The organism is Pseudomonas sp. ASL3, from assembly GCF_056680425.1.
In genome coordinates, this window is sequence record NZ_CM155281.1 from 2250455 (window position 1) to 2268035 (window position 17581).

19 protein-coding genes and 2 pseudogenes are annotated in these 17581 nt (G+C 54.2%); 14 read left to right on the top strand and 7 right to left on the bottom strand.

What is annotated here, in order from left to right; genetic code table 11:
* Positions 1-246 precede the first annotated feature (246 nt).
* Positions 247-1257 (bottom strand): annotated as a pseudogene (locus AC1MEE_RS10325) (IS5 family transposase).
* Positions 1258-1356: 99 nt separating this feature from the next.
* On the bottom strand, positions 1357-1662 hold the full coding sequence (locus AC1MEE_RS10330; RefSeq protein ID WP_480415225.1) for a helix-turn-helix domain-containing protein: 306 nt from the start codon (positions 1660-1662) through the stop codon (positions 1357-1359).
* A 125-nt stretch (positions 1663-1787) separates the two neighbouring features.
* On the opposite strand from AC1MEE_RS10330, the gene AC1MEE_RS10335 reads away from it, so the two are divergent.
* The gene (locus AC1MEE_RS10335; protein WP_480415226.1) at positions 1788-2276 is read left to right on the top strand and encodes a hypothetical protein; all 489 of its coding nucleotides are present in this window, start codon (positions 1788-1790) and stop codon (positions 2274-2276) included.
* Between the two features lie 99 nt (positions 2277-2375).
* Here the strand turns inward: AC1MEE_RS10335 and AC1MEE_RS10340 are convergent, their stop codons facing one another.
* Positions 2376-2831 carry a helix-turn-helix domain-containing protein gene (locus AC1MEE_RS10340; protein WP_480415227.1) on the bottom strand — a complete coding sequence of 152 codons (456 nt, stop codon included), beginning with the start codon at positions 2829-2831 and terminating at the stop codon, positions 2376-2378.
* Positions 2832-3141: 310 nt separating this feature from the next.
* Here AC1MEE_RS10340 and AC1MEE_RS10345 point away from each other — a divergent pair, with 310 nt between their 5' ends.
* The 7 genes from AC1MEE_RS10345 to AC1MEE_RS10375 all read left to right on the top strand — a co-directional run bounded on the left by AC1MEE_RS10345 (position 3142) and on the right by AC1MEE_RS10375 (position 7247).
* Positions 3142-3870, top strand: coding sequence for a metallophosphoesterase (locus AC1MEE_RS10345; protein ID WP_480415228.1), 729 nt, complete (start codon positions 3142-3144; stop codon positions 3868-3870).
* On the top strand, positions 3870-4247 hold the full coding sequence (locus AC1MEE_RS10350) for a hypothetical protein (RefSeq protein WP_480415229.1): 378 nt from the start codon (positions 3870-3872) through the stop codon (positions 4245-4247). Before AC1MEE_RS10345 ends, AC1MEE_RS10350 begins: the two co-directional genes overlap by 1 nt.
* Positions 4248-4663: 416 nt before the next feature.
* A complete protein-coding gene (locus tag AC1MEE_RS10355; protein WP_480415230.1) occupies positions 4664-4996 on the top strand; it encodes a hypothetical protein in 333 nt (110 codons plus the stop codon).
* A complete protein-coding gene (locus tag AC1MEE_RS10360) occupies positions 4993-5394 on the top strand; it encodes a DUF6957 family protein (protein ID WP_480415231.1) in 402 nt (133 codons plus the stop codon). Before AC1MEE_RS10355 ends, AC1MEE_RS10360 begins: the two co-directional genes overlap by 4 nt.
* Before the next feature lie 85 nt (positions 5395-5479).
* Positions 5480-5911, top strand: coding sequence for a DUF6957 family protein (locus AC1MEE_RS10365; protein WP_480415233.1), 432 nt, complete (start codon positions 5480-5482; stop codon positions 5909-5911).
* A 477-nt stretch (positions 5912-6388) separates the two neighbouring features.
* Positions 6389-6769: a hypothetical protein gene (locus tag AC1MEE_RS10370; RefSeq protein WP_480415234.1), complete on the top strand. Its 381-nt coding sequence runs from the start codon at positions 6389-6391 to the stop codon at positions 6767-6769.
* An 82-nt stretch (positions 6770-6851) separates the two neighbouring features.
* On the top strand, positions 6852-7247 hold the full coding sequence (locus AC1MEE_RS10375) for an AbrB/MazE/SpoVT family DNA-binding domain-containing protein (RefSeq protein WP_480415235.1): 396 nt from the start codon (positions 6852-6854) through the stop codon (positions 7245-7247).
* Positions 7248-7379: 132 nt separating this feature from the next.
* Here the strand turns inward: AC1MEE_RS10375 and AC1MEE_RS10380 are convergent, their stop codons facing one another.
* Both AC1MEE_RS10380 and AC1MEE_RS10385 read right to left on the bottom strand, forming a co-directional pair.
* Positions 7380-7697, bottom strand: coding sequence for a DUF6966 domain-containing protein (locus tag AC1MEE_RS10380; protein ID WP_480415236.1), 318 nt, complete (start codon positions 7695-7697; stop codon positions 7380-7382).
* Between the two features lie 248 nt (positions 7698-7945).
* A pseudogene (locus tag AC1MEE_RS10385) lies at positions 7946-8167 on the bottom strand (transposase); the annotation flags it as partial.
* A gap of 220 nt (positions 8168-8387) precedes the next feature.
* On the opposite strand from AC1MEE_RS10385, the gene AC1MEE_RS10390 reads away from it, so the two are divergent.
* The gene (locus tag AC1MEE_RS10390) at positions 8388-10028 is read left to right on the top strand and encodes a methyl-accepting chemotaxis protein (protein WP_480415237.1); all 1641 of its coding nucleotides are present in this window, start codon (positions 8388-8390) and stop codon (positions 10026-10028) included.
* 482 nt (positions 10029-10510) lie between these two features.
* Here the strand turns inward: AC1MEE_RS10390 and AC1MEE_RS10395 are convergent, their stop codons facing one another.
* Both AC1MEE_RS10395 and AC1MEE_RS10400 read right to left on the bottom strand, forming a co-directional pair.
* Positions 10511-10801: a hypothetical protein gene (locus AC1MEE_RS10395; protein ID WP_480415238.1), complete on the bottom strand. Its 291-nt coding sequence runs from the start codon at positions 10799-10801 to the stop codon at positions 10511-10513.
* A 196-nt stretch (positions 10802-10997) separates the two neighbouring features.
* Positions 10998-13781, bottom strand: a complete 2784-nt coding sequence (locus AC1MEE_RS10400) for a 2-oxoglutarate dehydrogenase E1 component (RefSeq protein ID WP_480415239.1) — start codon at positions 13779-13781, stop codon at positions 10998-11000.
* A gap of 154 nt (positions 13782-13935) precedes the next feature.
* On the opposite strand from AC1MEE_RS10400, the gene AC1MEE_RS10405 reads away from it, so the two are divergent.
* The 5 genes from AC1MEE_RS10405 to AC1MEE_RS10425 all read left to right on the top strand — a co-directional run bounded on the left by AC1MEE_RS10405 (position 13936) and on the right by AC1MEE_RS10425 (position 17573).
* The gene (locus AC1MEE_RS10405; protein ID WP_480415240.1) at positions 13936-14862 is read left to right on the top strand and encodes a LysR family transcriptional regulator; all 927 of its coding nucleotides are present in this window, start codon (positions 13936-13938) and stop codon (positions 14860-14862) included.
* A 383-nt stretch (positions 14863-15245) separates the two neighbouring features.
* Positions 15246-15551 (top strand): DUF4124 domain-containing protein, encoded by a 306-nt coding sequence (locus AC1MEE_RS10410; protein WP_480415241.1) that lies wholly within the window; start codon positions 15246-15248, stop codon positions 15549-15551.
* A gap of 520 nt (positions 15552-16071) precedes the next feature.
* On the top strand, positions 16072-16431 hold the full coding sequence (locus AC1MEE_RS10415) for a hypothetical protein (protein ID WP_480415242.1): 360 nt from the start codon (positions 16072-16074) through the stop codon (positions 16429-16431).
* A 569-nt stretch (positions 16432-17000) separates the two neighbouring features.
* Positions 17001-17222 carry a hypothetical protein gene (locus AC1MEE_RS10420; protein WP_480415243.1) on the top strand — a complete coding sequence of 74 codons (222 nt, stop codon included), beginning with the start codon at positions 17001-17003 and terminating at the stop codon, positions 17220-17222.
* 27 nt (positions 17223-17249) lie between these two features.
* Complete coding sequence (locus AC1MEE_RS10425) at positions 17250-17573, top strand: hypothetical protein (RefSeq protein WP_480415244.1); 324 nt, start codon at positions 17250-17252, stop codon at positions 17571-17573.
* Positions 17574-17581: the final 8 nt, after the last annotated feature.

Consider the following 17581-nt stretch of genomic DNA (forward strand, 5'->3'; position numbering starts at 1 on the left):
GAGATCTACACAAATATGATGGCTCTGCGAGGGCGACTGCCAACCTTCAAAGGAACAAGCTATTGCAATAGGTTATGTATATTTATCGCAGTGTTACCTAGGGAAGGTCTGAAGTACCCACCGATTTTTCATGCCCTCGCTACTTGAGGTCCAAAAAAACATGAGTCGGTCGAAAAACAGGCCTTTCCTGTCCTTAATTCATGGTTCTTTCCTCTAATCGCGCTGCTTCAGAGCAATCAGCCTGCATTACAGACGCACCTCGCCCATACCCATCAACCGTTTTCGCACCATCCACAGATTCGACAACGCGAACAACGTCGTCTGCTGCGCGATGTTTTTCGACAAACCACGAAAACGCACTTTCGTATAGCCGAACTGGCGCTTGATCACGCGAAACGGACGAGGGAGCATCGGTAAGACCCCCTGCCTGTCCGCATACCTTTTGGTTCAAGCCTGTCAGCATCTTTGGCTTGGCTACTTTGACGACGTTTATATGAGGTTCACGTGTGTTAGCCGTACCCGTTCATCCCTAGCACCTCTCCGCCTTGATGCTGGCAGATTCAGTCTGGCCTCGCGGTTCGACCTACCGAAAATCGGCGGTTACATTCTCCCCAGAGCTTCAGACCCAGCTGTTACCGGCCACGCCTGTCTGGGTAGGGAACGAGTGGTGGAACAATCGGTTCCGTCGGGCGTTAACCTGCGGAACAGAAATCCATGCGACTTTCAGGTCGCACTCCCGAAGAAATATTGGTTTCCTTTCTTCGTCTGATGCATTTCGGGATCGCGTTTGCCGTCCTTGTTCTTGGTCGAACTCGGTGCATGAATGATCGTCGCATCGACCACCGTGCCTTGGCGCAGCATCAAACCACGATCATCCAGATAGCCATTGATGACCTGCAAAATCCCGCCCGCCAACTCATGTTTTTCCAGCAGGCGCCGGAAGTTGAGGATCGTCGTTTCATCGGGAATCCGATCCAGACTCAACCCCGCGAACTGGCGCAGAATCGTCGTTTCATGCAGCGATTCTTCCATCGCCGGATCGCTGTAGCCGAACCAGTTCTGCATCAGATGAACCCGCAACATAGCCATCAACGGATACGCCGGACGGCCACCTTCGCCCTTCGGATAGTGTGGCTCGATCAAGGCAATCAGGCCCCTTCAGGGCACCACCTGATCCATCTCGATCAGGAAGCGCTCGCGGCGGGTCTGCTTACGTTTGCCGGCATATTCGGCATCGGCGAAGGACATCTGTTTCATCGGGGCTCAACCGTTCAGTTTGTGCGAGGTGCGTATTTCACCAAATCTGGAAGTCTTTTTCAGAGTTTCCCTAGGTATTATACTTCCCGTGGGATATGTTTATTCCCCAGCTAGCGCATGCGCCGCAGAAAGCACCTCCGCCCGCTGCCCCTTTTTCAATTTATGAAATAAGGCCAGCAGCTCAGCTTCATCATCCTTCTCACAATAAAAGAAAGCGACCGGGTACCCGCAAGCTTCAGCAATCTGCTTGACCGTGCCTTCGCCGGGCGCGTGCACGCCTTTTTCATACTGATTCATCCGCGCGCTTGCAGATGCCTCCTCGATGCCTGCCAAAATTCCTAGCCTCTCCTGAGACAGACCAGCGGCTTTCCTAGCTTCCTTCAAACGCTTGCTAAAAATGCTCATTTCCTTAGCCCTAAAAGGCTAAGAGATTCTTAGATTTGGGTTGACGCCATGCTAAGATTTACTTAGGATTTTTCTCGTGATGGCGTTTTGACGCCAAAATTTCCAGTGAGCAAAGGATGCGTTTGATGTCAGAAGTAAGTGTGGTGAGCGGTAAGCTCGAAGTAATCGGCCCTTCGCAAAATAAAGCGGATGGCTCGGAGTACACGTACCTTCGCATTGCCCAAAAAGACGGCAGTACAAAGATGGTGAAAAAGGTAGGGGTGGGGCAGTTGATCGAGTCCTACATGAAGCCGGGCATCGAGGGTGACTTCTTCTTCGTCAAGCTTGGTCGGCTGGGCTACATTTTGTTTGCAATCAAGAAAGCCGACGGACAAAAAATCTACGAAGAAAATGGGTTTTCGACGTGGATTAAAAAGATGCGCTGGAGTGCGGTTTTCCTTGCGTTGCTCTTCATCCCACTGAGCTTTGTTGGGCTACTGATGGGTGGATGGCTTGGCATCATCGTGCCGGTTGGGTTCGTCTATTTGATGTGGAAACTTGCGGTTTCATTCCCAAAAGTCTTGGCGGAAAGCTTTCTAAAAGGGCAACTCAATCAGCTTGGATTTAGCAACTGAGCAGAAAGGGGTGAAGTGTCACTCTCATGGCACCTTGTCGTTGATTGGTCGCCACCAGCGGCCAATCAGATTCAATCCTCTCTTGGCTGAGACCTCAGCTCACGTCTTTCTCTGCACATGCCTAGTGATCGTCGATCTCGACACCCCAAGCAGTCGAGCAATCTGGGCCTGCGAATTTCCCTCGGCTAAAAGCTCGCTAACTTTGCGACCCAATTCGGCTGCTTCGACCACTCGTGGATGATCAGGCTTGGTGGGGATTGCTGGCACAACAGCATTTAAAAGCGCTAAGGATTCAAGGTCATCACGGGTGCGTTGCAAAATGGTTTGCGGCGACTGCCCACTCTGGGCTGCGTATACCAGTGTCAGCAATGACATCGGATGAAGCTGTAATGCTTCGGCCAGTTCCTCGCTTACCTCCAGCGACACCGATCTTGTTGCCCCCTCCAATCGGCTCACATGCGACTGATCCATCGTACTGGAGATATCTCGCTGGGAGAAACCTTGGTGTGCCCGCACGAATTGCAGGGCGGCTGCGAAGGCATTGCGAAGCGACATTCTAGATGTTCCCGTAAAACGAAACGGTATGCCGCGATTGCGTTGTTCCGCACAAATGCTTATAGTCATCAGTACGGAACAAGCGGATTTGACCATGCATGATCGAGCTGCCGAAGGCGGTCGAAGTAGGCGCCCTGGTCACGTGCTGTCGGAGCGACATCAGCCGGCCTTTTCGAAAATTTATCCACTCGCCAATATATCGCTAAATCGAGTGAGAGCCGTGGTTCGTGGGTCGAACGGTGCTGATAGCCATGATTCTGTGCGTAGTGAAGCAGACTAATAACCCGCTAAATCGAGTTGATGTAGCACGATGAAAATCCAGATTTACTCAGATCTACACCTTGAATTTAGCGATTTTGAACCACCGAAAACGGATGCGGACATAATCATTCTTGCGGGCGATATCCACACGAAATCACGCGGGGTGACCTGGGCAAATGAGGTGTTCGATTGCCCAGTTATTTATGTCACTGGCAACCACGAATACTACGGTGGCCACATCGACCGTACGCTCAAAAAAATGCGTGATGCGGCAGCGCCTCACGTTCACATCTTGGAAAACGACGTCTTTGTTTGGCAGCAAATTCGTTTTCTCGGCACGACTGGTTGGACTGATTTTTCAACGACGGGCGACACAGTCGCTGCGAGCACTTTGGCGCGAGAATGCATGAACGATTTTCGAGTTATAAGAGCTGATGCTTCTTATCGTCGTTTGCGCCAGGATGACCTCGTTACCCGAAACAAGGTGGCCCGTGCCTGGTTAACCCAAGAGCTGGAAAAGCCGTTCCCCGGGACAACGATTGTCGTGACTCATCATGCCCCAACTCCTGCTGTCATCGGCGACAAGCATGACGGCCATCTAAGTGCTGCATACGCAAATCATTGGCCCGAGCTCATCGAGAAAGCGGGTCTATGGGTGTTTGGGCATACGCATTACTTCGTTGACGTCATGCTCGGCGAATGTCGCGTTGTCTCGAATCCGCGCGGTTATCCCACTGAGCAAACGGGGTTTCGGGCAGGCTTGGAGATCGAGGTCTGATGACGTTTTCTATCGTCGATAAAAGGGCTCCAGGCTATGCCGCTTACCGGATCAAAACGTTCGGAGCGACTCTTGCCGGCTTTCGTTTTTCGCGTCTGCCTACGGTGATTCAGAAAGCCAGAGAGGTCATCAATGACTACGACATCGTTGGGTTTCTAGCTTGCGCGCTAGAGCGACCACCGCTAATGACTGGGCTGATGTTTTGTGACCATAGGCATCAATTCCCTGAAGGCCTTCCTGTGCATACGCCACCCATCGAGCGACGGTATTACCGCGATGGTTACCTTGTAGTCGTGGCACAGGGCGGTGGGCTCTATGTGGTCGCGCACTGGTGGCATCAGAACGGCGCCCTTGGCCCATTTTATTCGGTTCAATAATGCCTAAATATTTTAAGTTGTTAGAGACTCATCAGTCTCCGGTGGAAACCAAACCTGTCGGTATGCCGGCGAGTGTGCAGCGGGCCGTCAGCACAAAATTTGGAGTTCCGATCACAGGTTACCTCTGCTGTGCGCTCTTCGATCACGACATCAATTGCCTAGTAGGCGTCGTTTTCCGTGAGAGCCGTGGCCGTTTTGAAGACGGCGCAACCATTCGCACTTCGACGTTGATCCGGTGGGCGGAGCACGGCGATTACATGCTGTTCGAAACTATCGGTGGTAGCCGGTATGTCGTGTGTGACTGGGCCCGGGAAGGCGGTAGCCCCCGTTTTTCCGGGGTGCTTCATTGAAAAACTGTGTGCGGCATTTCTTTCATAGCAGAAGGGGGGCATGTGCTCTTTTGGAAATCAAAACCAATGACTGATGAAATGCGGGCGATCACCGAATCGATCAAGGCTCTCAAGACGTTGAAGGTAGAAGATGGGCGTGTCTCGATAGATCCCCGCGAAGTACTTGCTCAGCCAGGATATTTGGAAGAGCGGGCTCGCGTCGGCGGCTTGGTACGCGCTCGACAATTACAAGTCCATGCCTTGGGTGTCAGCTGGGAAGCAGTGGATCGAATGACCATCGAAGCGTTTTCCAAAGCTCTTGCGGCCAGTCTTTTGCGTTCACGTCAGGAAGGCCTTGGCGTCGAGCAAGCAGTAACGAACTTGCGTTACGTGCTCTGTAAAGTAGGGGCATCACGGTGACTGCTCTGTTGGCCGAAGTCGTGGAGCTGCTTTACGGCGAAGCCGAGCCCGCGCCAGGGTTTGATGGAGACGAAACGGCGGCTGAGGTGGAGGCAATCCTGTCCTTCTCTGGTCGACCTCATTGCCTCGTCCGCGATTGGACGATCGTTGAAGTTGAGGTTTCTGACGACTACCGAGCATCGCTCGCGGCAGATGGGTTGGCACCGAACGTTCTCTATGCCGCCAACGTTGTTCTGCACAGCAGTGGCAAGCGTCAGCCTGGCGACTGGGTGCGCAGCACATTTCAGCGCTCGCTCACGGGATGCTTTTTCGAGACAAAAAACACCACCTACATGCTAATAGGGCCAGGCCGTCGGAAACGGGGTAGTGCTCGGGCGGTAATGGCAATAACGAGTTGATCTTCGCCCCCTCAGCAACGCCAGGCGCGAGTCGAATCTCGGCAAACGTACAGGGTAAAGACCCCTTTAAAGGTGAGGCAGATTTTTGGAAACTGAATTGTTAGCGGATCTGCTTTTTGGGCCCGCCAGAATCCTTCATGGCTCAAGGCTTGACGACGACGGGCTTATCTTCACGGCAACGGAGGTATTTGGGGACAAAGCTTTTTGCATCGTCAGAAATTGGATGCTGATTGATGTCATGTTGACCGACCGACACGAACGACTGGTTAAGGAGAATGGACTGCAGCCAACAGTCCTGTATGCGAACTCTGTTGTTAACGCAGGCGATGCGGCGGGTGACCTATCCCACGGTGTGCTGTCCGGTTTCCAGAGCCGCTACGAGGACTGTTTTTTTGAGACCGAGGACATGCTCTTCGTACTCGCAGGGCGGGGGGCACGCAAGTCTGCTGGAGTGCCATCGGTCTTTGCGCTGGCGCAGCAGTGCGGCAGCGAATTCCGGGTGGACGATGGAAAGTGATCTCCTGGCGGTTTTGCCTGTGCGACACCGCCTGCTTCTTGATGACTTGGCCATACGTGAAATTGCATGCATGCCCGGGTGGTGGATAGTGTTGGATAACGTCTGTCAGGCGCTCCAATGCTACCTTGATGCGCACCACGATGTCCCAGCGATCACAGTCATACGGGTGAAAGAAAAGTGGGGCGGGCTGCGGATATATTATCGCGGTGGGGATGAGGTTTGCCGGGGCATAGTGAACAAAGCTATGGAGGGTTCGCTGACGATTTGCGAGGTATGCGGTAGTGAGGGGAAGCGGATTGGAAAGCGACGGTATCGTGTGCGCTGTCCAACTCACGCCACCTGGTCAACGGCTGCTTTTTGAAAGCAAAAACACGCTGTATACACTCGCCAGCCGAGGTGCCAGAAAGCTTATGAGCATGCCTGAGTTAGCCGCGCTGAGAGATCCACAGATTCGTCGAGCAATGGGAGTGGAGGCTCATGACAGATGATTTGCTGCCGTTATTGCGAAGGCGCTATCCCGAGATGTTTTCTAGCGAGCATATGCGTGAAATTGCGTGTTATCCGGGATGGTTAGAGTTGCTTGATGAGCTCTGTCGAAGCCTCACGAATTACCTCAATGAGAACCCTGATGTTCCTCCGGTAATGGTACGACAGATCAAGGAAAAATTTGGCGGATTGCGTTTCTACTATGAAGGCGGTGACGGCAGGTGCCGCGCAGCGGTCGACAACGCGCAAGAGGCGTCTTTGTCGGTTTGTGAGGTCTGTGGAATGCCTGGGCAATTGGTAGGAACGCGCTGGGTCAGTGTCCGTTGTGATGAGCATACGAACTGGTCGGCGGCGGGGTGTATAGGTGAGTGATCACGAGATTGGCATACTGCGTAAAAGGTTGTTATTCGAACTGCTTGCACATCGGTTTTCAGCACCTAAGGAGGCGTCATGGATGACCTGCGACACCGTATTGAACAGATCGCTTTCAGCGATGCCGGCAGTGCAGCACGCCGCCAGCGATGTCACTGAGCTAATCCGCTCGACTGACGTTGTGCCGACAGAAGTGCTCGATGCTGCTGCCGATTTGCTGGAACAATACGGACTGATCAGTGTACGTGGTTTTGTGTCGAACGGAGGCGGCCTGCGGCTACTGTTGCAGGCCCTGGGCGAGAGCCGCTTTCAGTCAACATTGATTGATGCCGGTGACGGCAGCGGCGATCAGATCGTTAGCTTGCCTGATGAGCTGGTGCAGGAAATGGGTTGGCAAGAAGGTGACGTACTTAATATCCGCAAGCGCGTAGATAGTGTGATTGTGCTCAGCAAAATGACTTCTCAGGATAGCGAATAATTCTGGCGTTGAGGGATCCATCTCCTGGCGATGTTGCAACAACGGGCCAGTACCGACCCAAGGCCGACCCCGGTCAAAGTGGATGTGAAATTTAACGCGCGTGTATTAGTTTGCTGTTGGTGTGAATTGCCATCAGTCTTGCGAACGCCTTATTGCATCCGCAAGTTGGGCAGCCTCGCTGCGCAATTTATCGAATTTATCGTTTAACTCTACGTAGCCAGGTTTCCAGGAAAAAACGCCATCATCGTGGCATTGGCCAAGAACGAGGTCGTTGAACGAGCCCATTCCGCCGTAGCCTGATAATAGGTAAGTGATCCCAGAGTAATCAGAGTTGAGCAGGCGTGCTCGTACCTTGCGCACCCACAAGCTCCAGTGAGCAACTCCATCGCTTTCAAGCATCGTAGCAAGCTGGTCAAGAACGCAGATCAGCTCTTCGGTTTTCGGCCCCATTTGTAGGTATCATCCAACGTGATATTGCGGCATGTTAAGAGAGATGCTGTCGAACGCGTCTCGCCAGCTTCGCTCAACAAAGCACTGTTCAATAACTCTCTCCACTGGCCGCATACCACCAATTGCTGGGTATTGCGAAGGGCTACAATCGACCCATTGTGGACATTGGCTAAGGACTCTCCGAATAAGTGCTCAGATGTACTGAAATACGTCCTCACTACCTGATCCGAAACTCCGATCAACTTGCTTCACACCAAACCCATAATCTGTTTTCGAGCCATCCACAGGTTCGATAGGGCGAATAGCGCCGTCAGCTGCGCTGTGTTTTTTATCAGTCCGCGAAAGCGCGCCTTCATATAGCCGAGCTGGTGTTTGATCACCCGAAACGGGTGTTCAATCTTGGCACTCGTCTGGGCTTTGCAATACTCGAATTTCCGTTTGGCCTTGTAGATCAGGCTGCGCTTACTCATCTACACATAGGTGCGGCGCGGCCAGCAAGGGCGTATTCCAGCACATCTTAGGACTTGTTCGGAGAGTCCCAGGTACCCCTTGCCAAGAGAAAATCTGAAGGAGTTTCAGAATAGGCGAACGCCGCCGATAAAGTGATGTTATTTTGATATTGCACAGGTTCGTTCCTGAAGAATCGTTTAAGCTCCGAGATCATCACTTCCAATCCATCGAGTTCGCCACATGAACATTCTGAATCAGTCCAAATTCTCGACCAAGCTTTTGTCCTCGTTCGTCATCTGCGCCCTGATCACCCTAGCCGTGGGTGGGTTGGGAATGGTGGGGATCAGTCGTTTGTCCGCTGCGCTGTCGTTGACCTTTTCCAACAGCCTGGTCTCAGCGAGTAACACCGGCGAGACCCTGATCAGCCTGACCGCTCACAACCGCGGGCTCTACCGGTTGCTCGACGCTCAGGCCGGCGACGTGTCCGAAGAGAACAGGACGCGTATTCGCCAGGGCCTGGCGACGGATCTGGCTCGGGCGGAAAAGGCCTTCGCGACCTACCGTACCACGCCTATGGAGGATGATGAGCAGGCGGCGGGGGACAAGTACGAAGAACTGTGGCCCGCTTATGTGGCAGGTGCCCAGAAGGTTATTGAGCTGATGGACGCCGGCGATCTTGCTCAGGCACGCACTCGCTTGGACGTGCTGTCGCTTGACGTGTTCAATCATTCCCGCGAGTACCTACGGGTTATGATCGATTCGACCAATCGGCAGATCAAAGAACGTGCCGAGGAAGGGCGGGAAGTCGAAGCCAGCTCCAGGCTGACTCTGCTGGTCGGGATCGTGATCGCCTTTCTGGTGGCCATCGCTCTGGGCATTCTAATTGCGCGTATGATCACCCGCCCACTGGCGGTGGCGGTCGCTAGTGCCCAGCGCATTGCCGGTGGCGATCTGACCCAGAGCATTTCCACTACCCGTGGCGATGAAGCGGGGCAACTGCTCAATGCCTTGGCGGACATGCAGGGCGGCTTGAAGCACACCCTTCAGCAGATCGCCAGCGCCTCGGATCAGTTGGCCTCGGCCGCCGAAGAGCTGAGCGCGGTGACCGAGGAAAGTACCCGGGGCCTGACGCGGCAGAATGACGAAATCCAGCAGGCGGCCACCGCTGTCAATGAAATGACTGCGGCGGTCGAGGAAGTGGCGCGCAACGCCGTGTCGACCTCCGAGGCCTCTAAATCCGCGACTGAAGACGCCGCTCATGGCCGCAGTCAGGTCGACCATACGCTCATGGGCATCAGCACCATGGTGCAAGAGATCACCGAGTCGACCGAGACGGTGACCGAACTGGCCGGATACATTCGGGAAGTCAGCAAGGTACTGGACGTGATCCGCAGCATCGCCGAACAGACGAACCTGCTGGCGCTCAACGCTGCCATCGAAGCCGCCCGTGCTGGCGAACAGGGGCGCGGGTTTGCGGTGGTGGCCGATGAAGTGCGCGCGCTCGCCCACCGCACCCAAGCCTCGACCGTAGAAATCGAAGGCATGATCAGTACCGTGCAATCGGGCGCTAATGGGGCCGTCACGGCCATGGGCAAGAGCCTGTCGCTGGCCACCAGCACCCAGGAACTGGCCCAGAGCGCCGGGGCGGCGCTGGAGAAGATTACAGACAGGGTCGTGACCATCAACGAGCGCAATCTGGTGATTGCTTCGGCCTCCGAAGAACAGGCCCAGGTCGCCCGTGAGGTGGACCGTAATCTGCTGAACATCCAGGACCTCTCGACCCAGACCGCTGCTGGTGCCAACCAGACCAGCGCCTCCAGCCAGGAACTGTCGCGGCTGGCCGTCTCCTTCAATGCCCTGGTAGCGCAGTTCAAGCTTTAAGGTCCTGAGGACGGCTTCAGGTCGGCCACCGGCCCATGTCCATTTACATCACCAGGGTATCTGTAGGTACAACAAGTGCCTTGATACTCTGGTTCCTGAACACGGTGACCACCCCCTTCGACGATCCCTTCCATGGTCTGCTTTTGGCCGATTTCTGCCTGTCGCGACTGACGGAAATCGACCCTGAGCCCTCGTTCGCTTCCACCGCAAACTGACGGAGACTGATCCGAGTCCGCAGTGTCCCAAAAAGACGCCGTGCTGCTCGCTATGGTGGCGAATCGCATGACAGGCAATAAGATCATACAGGCCACACTCCGAGCGTGACCTTACGAACCCAATCTGATGGTTTGTGGACGATCACATCTCTGCGAAGCAAGCGTACAAAACCTCAGATCGGTGGCAGTCTGGCAGCAGAGTGACCAGGATCGGCAAAAGCATTGACTGCGACAGCGTAGTGTCGTGAGATCAATCGGAAGGGCGCGCTAATTGATCTGCACAATGACCGGACCTTCCGTGACGACCGGCGGGTTCGCGTGGATATTCGAGGCGTTTTTCTGGATCCAGTCGCGCGCAACTTTCAAGCTCTCATCGGTGCCGGCCTTGTCCGTGCAAACAGTCACCGATATACCGCCATCACCAGTATTTAGCAGTGTGTAGCTTACGAGGCCAGGCACTTTCCGGAGGGTAGCTTCTACGTCGGTCTTGCGCTCTTCTAGAACATCGAAAAGCTGCTTTGCTCCCGCACCCAAGTAGGTTCTTATAACCGTATACATATTAATCTCCTTTGTGGGTTACCGTCTGAATGCCAATCCAGATTCGCTGATGGGCGCTATCACTTGGGTTTCAGTTCGTCCCGATTTGTTCAGCTTAGCCAAACGCCGGCGACAAGCGAAATGCAACGACCACCGGCAGCTTCACGGTCCTGACTGTTGTGGGCCACCCAAGCTGTTTATCCAGGCGCATGCCCCATCAAGAGAACGCGCTTTCGATGACCTGTTGTTGTTGCTCAATGTGCATCGACATATTGCCTGGTGCGGTGGATGCGCCGGGTGGTGGGCCTGCATAACGAAGCGTGGTCGCCTCGGGGATCATGTCACGCAGATAATCATCGACGAATTTCCATGCACCCTGATTACGGGACTCCTCCTGGCACCAGACCACCGATTGCAGGTTTTTGTAACGACCGAGCTCTTCAGCCAATGCTCCATAAGGAAAAGGGTAGAGCTGTTCCAGACGAACAAACGCGATATGTTCAGCCTTTACTGCACGACGGTGCGCCAACAATTCGTAGTGGATTTTTCCTGAACAGGCGATCACTCGGGTCACTTTGTCTAGCGCGGGAAGGGTAAACCGCTCACCCACAATCTCTTGAAAAGACCCTTTGGAGAATTCCTCCAGATCGCTCACGGCTTCTGGATGCCTCAGCAAGGATTTCGGAGACATCACAATCAATGGCCGGGGGGCGGAGTACAACGCCTGCCTGCGCAGCAAGTGGAAGAACTGAGCCGGCGTCGTAGGCTGACAAACACGCATATTGTCTTGCGCGCACAGTTGCAGGTAGCGCTCCAGTCGGGCGGAAGCATGTTCGGGTCCCTGACCTTCCTGACCATGAGGCAACAGCATTGTCAGCGCGCTGTGCTGTCCCCATTTGACAGCGCCGGAGGCGATGAACTGGTCGATGACCACTTGCGCACCGTTGGCAAAATCGCCGAATTGAGCCTCCCACAGCACCAGTGTCTCAGGCTTCGCAATGGTGTAGCCGTATTCAAAGGCCAGGACTGCCGCTTCGGACAATACCGAGTTGATGACCGTGAAATTACCTTGCTCTGGGGCAATATGATCCAGAGGTCGATATTTACCTTGTCCACGCACTTCCCGATTCTGCGGATTCAGAACAGCGTGCCGATGGCCGAAGGTACCGCGTTCGCAATCCTCGCCACTGAGCCGTACATCGACACCCACAGACAGCACTGACGCGAACGCCAGGTGTTCAGCCATGCCCCAATCAAGAGGTTTTGCACCTGTCGCCATTTCGTGCCGACTCTGGGTCACCTTGGAGACAAGAGGGTGCAGTTTCAGATCGGCTGGCAAGTCGGAAATACGGGCAGCCAGAGCCTGGATCTGCCCCGGTGGCGGAGCTGAGTAATTGCTTTGCTCCGGATGTTGAAATGAAGATTGTGCCGTTTCATTTTTGGCGACAGGCCGAGCATTTTCCAGTCCGGCGCGATAGGCCTGCATGATGGACAAAACCTGCTCATCGGTGATCAGCCCAGAGGCGACCAGTTTGTTGGCATACAGCCGGCGTACGCCCGGATGGGTAGCCACCGAGCGGTACATCAGCGGCTGAGTCATATGGGGCGTGTCTTGTTCCTGATGGCCGTGCCGGCGGAAACACACCAGGTCGATGACAACGCTTTTGCTGAATGCCTTGCGGTAATCCAGCGCGAGCCGTACCGCGTTGACAACCGCCTCAGGATCATCTGCGTTCACGTGCAAGACCGGCGCCTCGATCAGCTTTGCAATGTCAGTGCAAAAAAACGAAGACCGGGTTTCTTGCGGGTCAGACGTGGTAAAACCAATCTGATTGTTCACGACAATATGCACGGTACCGCCGGTGCCATAGCCTTTGGTGTAACTCAAACTCAGGGTTTCCATGACGATACCCTGGCCGGAAATGGCCGTGTCACCATGTATTTCCACGGGCAGTACGTTGTCACCTCGGGACGCTTCGCATTGCTCGCTTTGAGCACGAGCCATCCCCTGGACCACCGGGTTGACGATCTCCAGGTGGGACGGGTTAAAGGCCAGGGCGACGTTCACCGCACCATTTTCCGTTTCTATGCTGGTCGTAAATCCCTTGTGATACTTCACGTCCCCCGCGTGGAGAGCCTTGTTCTCGAACTCGTCGAATAGTGCGGCTGGCAGCTTGCCAACCGTGTTCACCAGAACATTCAAACGACCACGGTGGGCCATGCCCATGACCACATTGCGCACACCGTTTTTTGCACCATGGCTGATGAGTTCATCGAGCAGGACGATCAAGGATTCACCGCCCTCCAGCGAATATCTTTTCTGTCCGGTGTAACGGATATGCAAATATTTTTCAAAGCCTTCGGCAGCGCAAAGTCGCTCAAGAATGCGCAGCTTTTTCTCGGGGCCGAGCATCGGCTTTGCTCGTGTGGACTCAAGCCGGTCTTGCCACCAGTCGCGTTGCACGGGGTCACTCAGGTACATGAATTCCGTGCCCAGCTTTCCGCAATAGGTTGTCTCCAGTGCGGATACCAGATCGGCAATCGATGCTTCGCCTTTCCAGAAATGATGACCTGGCAGTCCTATTTTTTTTGATAAGTCCGCGCTGTCTAATCCGTGAGATGCCGGCGACAACTCGGGCATGGCAGGCAGCGGCGCCCACCTCAACGGATCAAGATTCGCCCGACGCGCGCCAAGCATGCGATAGGTCGCGATTAATGATTGTGCGGCCAATTGTCGACGCGCAACGTCCAGGTCTGGCGCCGTGAGCGACAATGCCCTGCGTTCTACCCCGCGTGCCAATTGAATGAATTCCTCGACGATCGGCGCATGTGCGATGTCGTCTACGTGGAACTGGCCTTTTTCCACCGGCAGCTGAAGTGACTCGAAATAGCTACGCCATTGCTCGGGAACGGCTGAGGCGTCATTGAGAAATTGTTCATACAACTCTTCAACATAGGAGGCGTTGCCCCCATAGAGAATTGAAGTTTTCTGGCTTTGCATGCTGATTCCCTGGTTGACCGGCCGTGACGCAGTTTTTCCGAGATCTTCGGCACCGCCACAGCGTGTGTCGCGCCAGCTTACTGGGGAAAAATGTTCCGTTTTGCGATACCTTTTATTTAGTGAGTTGAACTTAATTCATGAATAAGAGGCTTTTATGTTTTCCTCCGAACGGTTAAAGGGCATTGATGTATTTGTCTGCGTCACGGATTCCGGTAGCTTCAAGGCGGCTGCCGAGCGGATGAACCTGACGGGCTCGGCCATCAGCAAAAGCATCGCCCGACTGGAGAGCAGGCTTGAAACCCGGTTGTTCCATCGCACGACACGGCGTTTGTCTCTGACCGATGCAGGGACTGCGTTCTACAAAACCTGCACCGGTGTGCTGGCCGATCTCGAGGAAGGCGAGCTGTCCTTGCATGCGGAAAACACCGAGCCTCGTGGCAGGATTCGCATTGATCTCTCTGCGTCCTACGGGCGGTTGCACGCGCTTCCGGTCATTCTTGAGTTCGTCGAAAAGCACCCGATGCTGTCGCCGCACATTTCGTTTTCCAATCGATTCGTCGACCCAGTGGAGGAGGGCATCGACATTGTCGTTCGAGTCGGTGGTTCAGATGTCTGGCCCGCTGCTTTGGGCCACCGTTACCTGGGTACAGGGCGACATGTTTTCTGCGCTTCACCTGACTACCTGAGCAAGCGTGGCGAGCCGATCACCGAGGGCGATCTGGAGCACCACAGTTGCGTGGTCTACGGCGGTAGTGACGGTGCGATCCACCCTTGGCATTTTCCGGGGAGCCGCTCCGGCGAGATTGAACGCCGGGTCATGCCCGCAAGGTTCATGGTGGGCGATGGCGAAGGAATGGTGACGGCGGCAGTGACAGGATGTGGTATTGCGCAGTTGCCGACGTGGTTGATCAAGCGTCGGCTGGAAGAAGGGACATTAGTCGAAGTGCTTCCCCATTTGGCAACGGATGGTCTGGCGATCAATCTGGTCTGGGTAAAAAGCCGTCAGGCACTGCCAAAGATCAGGGCGTTGCTGGAGGTGCTTGCAGCGGGTCTGACGCCGTCTGGTAGAAAAGCCGAATGACCGCTTTTGGCCGATTGTGTTGAAAAAGTCGACCCGGCCTGGCTAGCCATACATTGAACGGTGAAATCGCCTTTTTTGCACGCTGCTACGTCAAATCTGAGTCCTGAGCCTTCTGCGCAAAACACGGATTTCAATCTCAGGCGCGTACTTTTCTGCCGTGGAAACCGAAGCCGACTTTTTCAACAGAATCGGCCGATTGTTGCCCGTCGCTACTGCCATTCTCAAGGTGCTTATACCAACCTTCACATTCAACTCATGTTGCACATGTCGAATGCAATGGAGCCTCAGTGTCGGAGACCATTCAACCCGCTGGCAATGGATTACAATACGGATGAAAGTAACAGCGATATTTTGAAAAGCCCGATGCCACCGACAGGTACAGCGTGAGTAAAACTAACATCCTTTCCCCAATGGTCGTGTTTGCAATGCTCTTGGCAGGTGCAAGCACTGCGAGCGCCGGTGCTATCTACAAATGCACCAATCCAGACGGCAAGAGCATTTTTCAGCAGGTGCCGTGTAGCGTTGACTCGCTTAGCCCATTGGCTGATGAAAAAACTTCAGATACGTCTCAAAGGCAAGAAGCCGTCCTCCAAGCCGCAGCGGCTGACTACGCCAAGCGCATCAAAGAGGTGGAAGTCTTGATGGAGAACGACGAGAAACTGAATGAAGCGTTAGAGCAAAAAAAGTAGAAAGGCTCGTTGCAAACGAGTATCAGGACGGTACGCTCTTGGCCGAACGCTGCCTTCCGCCACCCACTGCAATCGAGATTTCTACAGATCCTGAGCAGGATGTGAAGGCTCAAAGAGAGCCAAGGCATCAGATTTGGTGGCTATTTAGGCGTCAAATACGACAGCGGCCATGCCATATACGACAACATGCACTCGCCCCTCTTAATAAAAAATTTTTGAGACGGAGTTCTTATATTTGAGACCAAAGAAAAAGCGAGGTACTCAGCCGCCCCGTTTTTTTTGGGCATTACCACCGATTCTCTCTTCGCTTTTTGTCTTTGATTCTGCTTCGCTTCTGACGATTTTCAGCGCGGACACGGTGTTGAAAACACCCGTAGGGCACAGGGAAGTCGCGCATTCGGTCGCCAGACCGCTGCTTTTCATTTTGGCTTCAAATACATATCGAAAATTTTGAAAAAATACTCGTGTCGGACGTAATCAGCCTTGATTACGTCGTGGACGCAAAAATGAGGTCGGCCGGATGGATTTAGGGCTGGAGTCGCACGTGTGGGCACTCGCGCAGCAGGTGCTCGGAGATCCTGAATTCACGAGCGTCATCGACAAACTGGTTGGAGAATATAAGCGCCGGCCCGGCATTGATTTCACGGTGCGGTTGCATGCTTCCGACATTGGTGAGCACGCTATCGCCGTCTTGAGTGATTCGTTGAAGCGGCACGATATTGCTACCGAAGGCCGCGATGGCCCGCATGGATACGTTGCTGTGCGATCGAGGCTAAGGCACCACCTGCATCATCAGCTGCAATGGCAACTGATGATGCAGGTTGGAGGCGCCTCTGAAGCGATCCAAGAGGAGTTTTTTGCTCGCGATTTAAGTCTGTAGCGCGAGCCCAGCAATCAATGACCCTATGGCGCATTGGGGTTCCGAAACTGCCTTTGGTAATGTAATACGTCGGTAAACAGTCAAGCTGCTAGACGTGGCGATAATCAAGGTTTTGCCAGTAGAGGAGAACCCGAAAGTCCTCAGCTCGGCCTCTATCGCCAACTTGTAAAACACGCTGGCTTGATTGTACCGGGCACCATGCAGCCACGAGCCCGGCTCTACCAAAAGCAAATGATGGCAAGGCCAGTTCAGGGGGACGCTCTCGGCCACCCAGCCGTCAGACGCTCCCACACGCATGCCACCTCCGTTGATGCCAGCCATGGAGATACTCCTGCCTATCAGCGGCACGATACCTTCAGTCTCTAGATACCGATTACTTCCAACATTCTCCGTGTGATCTCTTACGATCTTCTGGCCGGACAGAGGGAGGTGGTCTCCAATATGGCTTGTTGCAGGCGCAGTGGGGATATGGGTCGACACACGATGGTGAGCGCTATGAGATACACCTCTGTGAGCACTGCTTTTTCCAGGCGGTTGCCAGTCTTAAGCAGGAGAGGCGAGTCCACACGATGTTCAGTGAAAGCGACACTGACAAACCCATGGATAATTTTGGCATGGTCGAAAGGGACGACTTCTTCAACGACGGCGGAAGCTCGACAGCCTCAACCTCGAAGGCGCCTTTGGGTGAACTCACCCTGCGATCGCGGCAAGTTGATCGGGATCTTAATCGCGGGGGCACTCCCATCGCTGATCGCAGCATCCGCAGTGGTAAACTGATGGATATCGATTAGCACTTCAGCAGTAGCGAGACAATCAGAATGAAAGCAGAACTCAGCGAAGAAGAGATGCGCCTGGCGCTTTTTGGCCCAGCATCGGAATCCGTCTCGGAGCCTCAACAACATCCAGAGCCTGCGGTGGAGACAAAGCCAGAGCTGAAACCGAAACCGCGAACCATAGCGAAATCACATTCGCCGAAGCTTCGGGTCACGTTGCATGTCACCAAAGAGTTTGAAGGTGCTGTTGAGGTCTTGACCTACGATGCGAGTACCCTGAGTACGTTTGTCGCGGAGCAGGAGGCCAAAAGCGAGGCCAAGAAGAGAAAGTACAGGTATTTCGATGTGATCTCGATCAAGGCAATCTAGTCCGGTCG

Bases quoted from the DNA above. Each gene is read 5' to 3' on its own strand.
- AC1MEE_RS10425 (WP_480415244.1), top strand. From the start codon at position 17,250: ATGAAAGCAGAACTCAGCGAAGAAGAGATGCGCCTGGCGCTTTTTGGC.
- AC1MEE_RS10370 (WP_480415234.1), top strand. From the start codon at position 6,389: ATGACAGATGATTTGCTGCCGTTATTGCGAAGGCGCTATCCCGAGATG.
- AC1MEE_RS10355 (WP_480415230.1), top strand. From the start codon at position 4,664: ATGACTGATGAAATGCGGGCGATCACCGAATCGATCAAGGCTCTCAAG.
- AC1MEE_RS10395 (WP_480415238.1), bottom strand. From the start codon at position 10,801: ATGTATACGGTTATAAGAACCTACTTGGGTGCGGGAGCAAAGCAGCTT.
- AC1MEE_RS10415 (WP_480415242.1), top strand. From the start codon at position 16,072: ATGGATTTAGGGCTGGAGTCGCACGTGTGGGCACTCGCGCAGCAGGTG.
- AC1MEE_RS10335 (WP_480415226.1), top strand. From the start codon at position 1,788: ATGTCAGAAGTAAGTGTGGTGAGCGGTAAGCTCGAAGTAATCGGCCCT.
- AC1MEE_RS10390 (WP_480415237.1), top strand. From the start codon at position 8,388: ATGAACATTCTGAATCAGTCCAAATTCTCGACCAAGCTTTTGTCCTCG.
- AC1MEE_RS10405 (WP_480415240.1), top strand. From the start codon at position 13,936: ATGTTTTCCTCCGAACGGTTAAAGGGCATTGATGTATTTGTCTGCGTC.
- AC1MEE_RS10350 (WP_480415229.1), top strand. From the start codon at position 3,870: ATGACGTTTTCTATCGTCGATAAAAGGGCTCCAGGCTATGCCGCTTAC.
- AC1MEE_RS10340 (WP_480415227.1), bottom strand. From the start codon at position 2,831: ATGTCGCTTCGCAATGCCTTCGCAGCCGCCCTGCAATTCGTGCGGGCA.
- AC1MEE_RS10400 (WP_480415239.1), bottom strand. From the start codon at position 13,781: ATGCAAAGCCAGAAAACTTCAATTCTCTATGGGGGCAACGCCTCCTAT.
- AC1MEE_RS10380 (WP_480415236.1), bottom strand. From the start codon at position 7,697: ATGGGGCCGAAAACCGAAGAGCTGATCTGCGTTCTTGACCAGCTTGCT.
- AC1MEE_RS10420 (WP_480415243.1), top strand. From the start codon at position 17,001: ATGTTCAGTGAAAGCGACACTGACAAACCCATGGATAATTTTGGCATG.
- AC1MEE_RS10330 (WP_480415225.1), bottom strand. From the start codon at position 1,662: ATGAGCATTTTTAGCAAGCGTTTGAAGGAAGCTAGGAAAGCCGCTGGT.
- AC1MEE_RS10375 (WP_480415235.1), top strand. From the start codon at position 6,852: ATGACCTGCGACACCGTATTGAACAGATCGCTTTCAGCGATGCCGGCA.
- AC1MEE_RS10345 (WP_480415228.1), top strand. From the start codon at position 3,142: ATGAAAATCCAGATTTACTCAGATCTACACCTTGAATTTAGCGATTTT.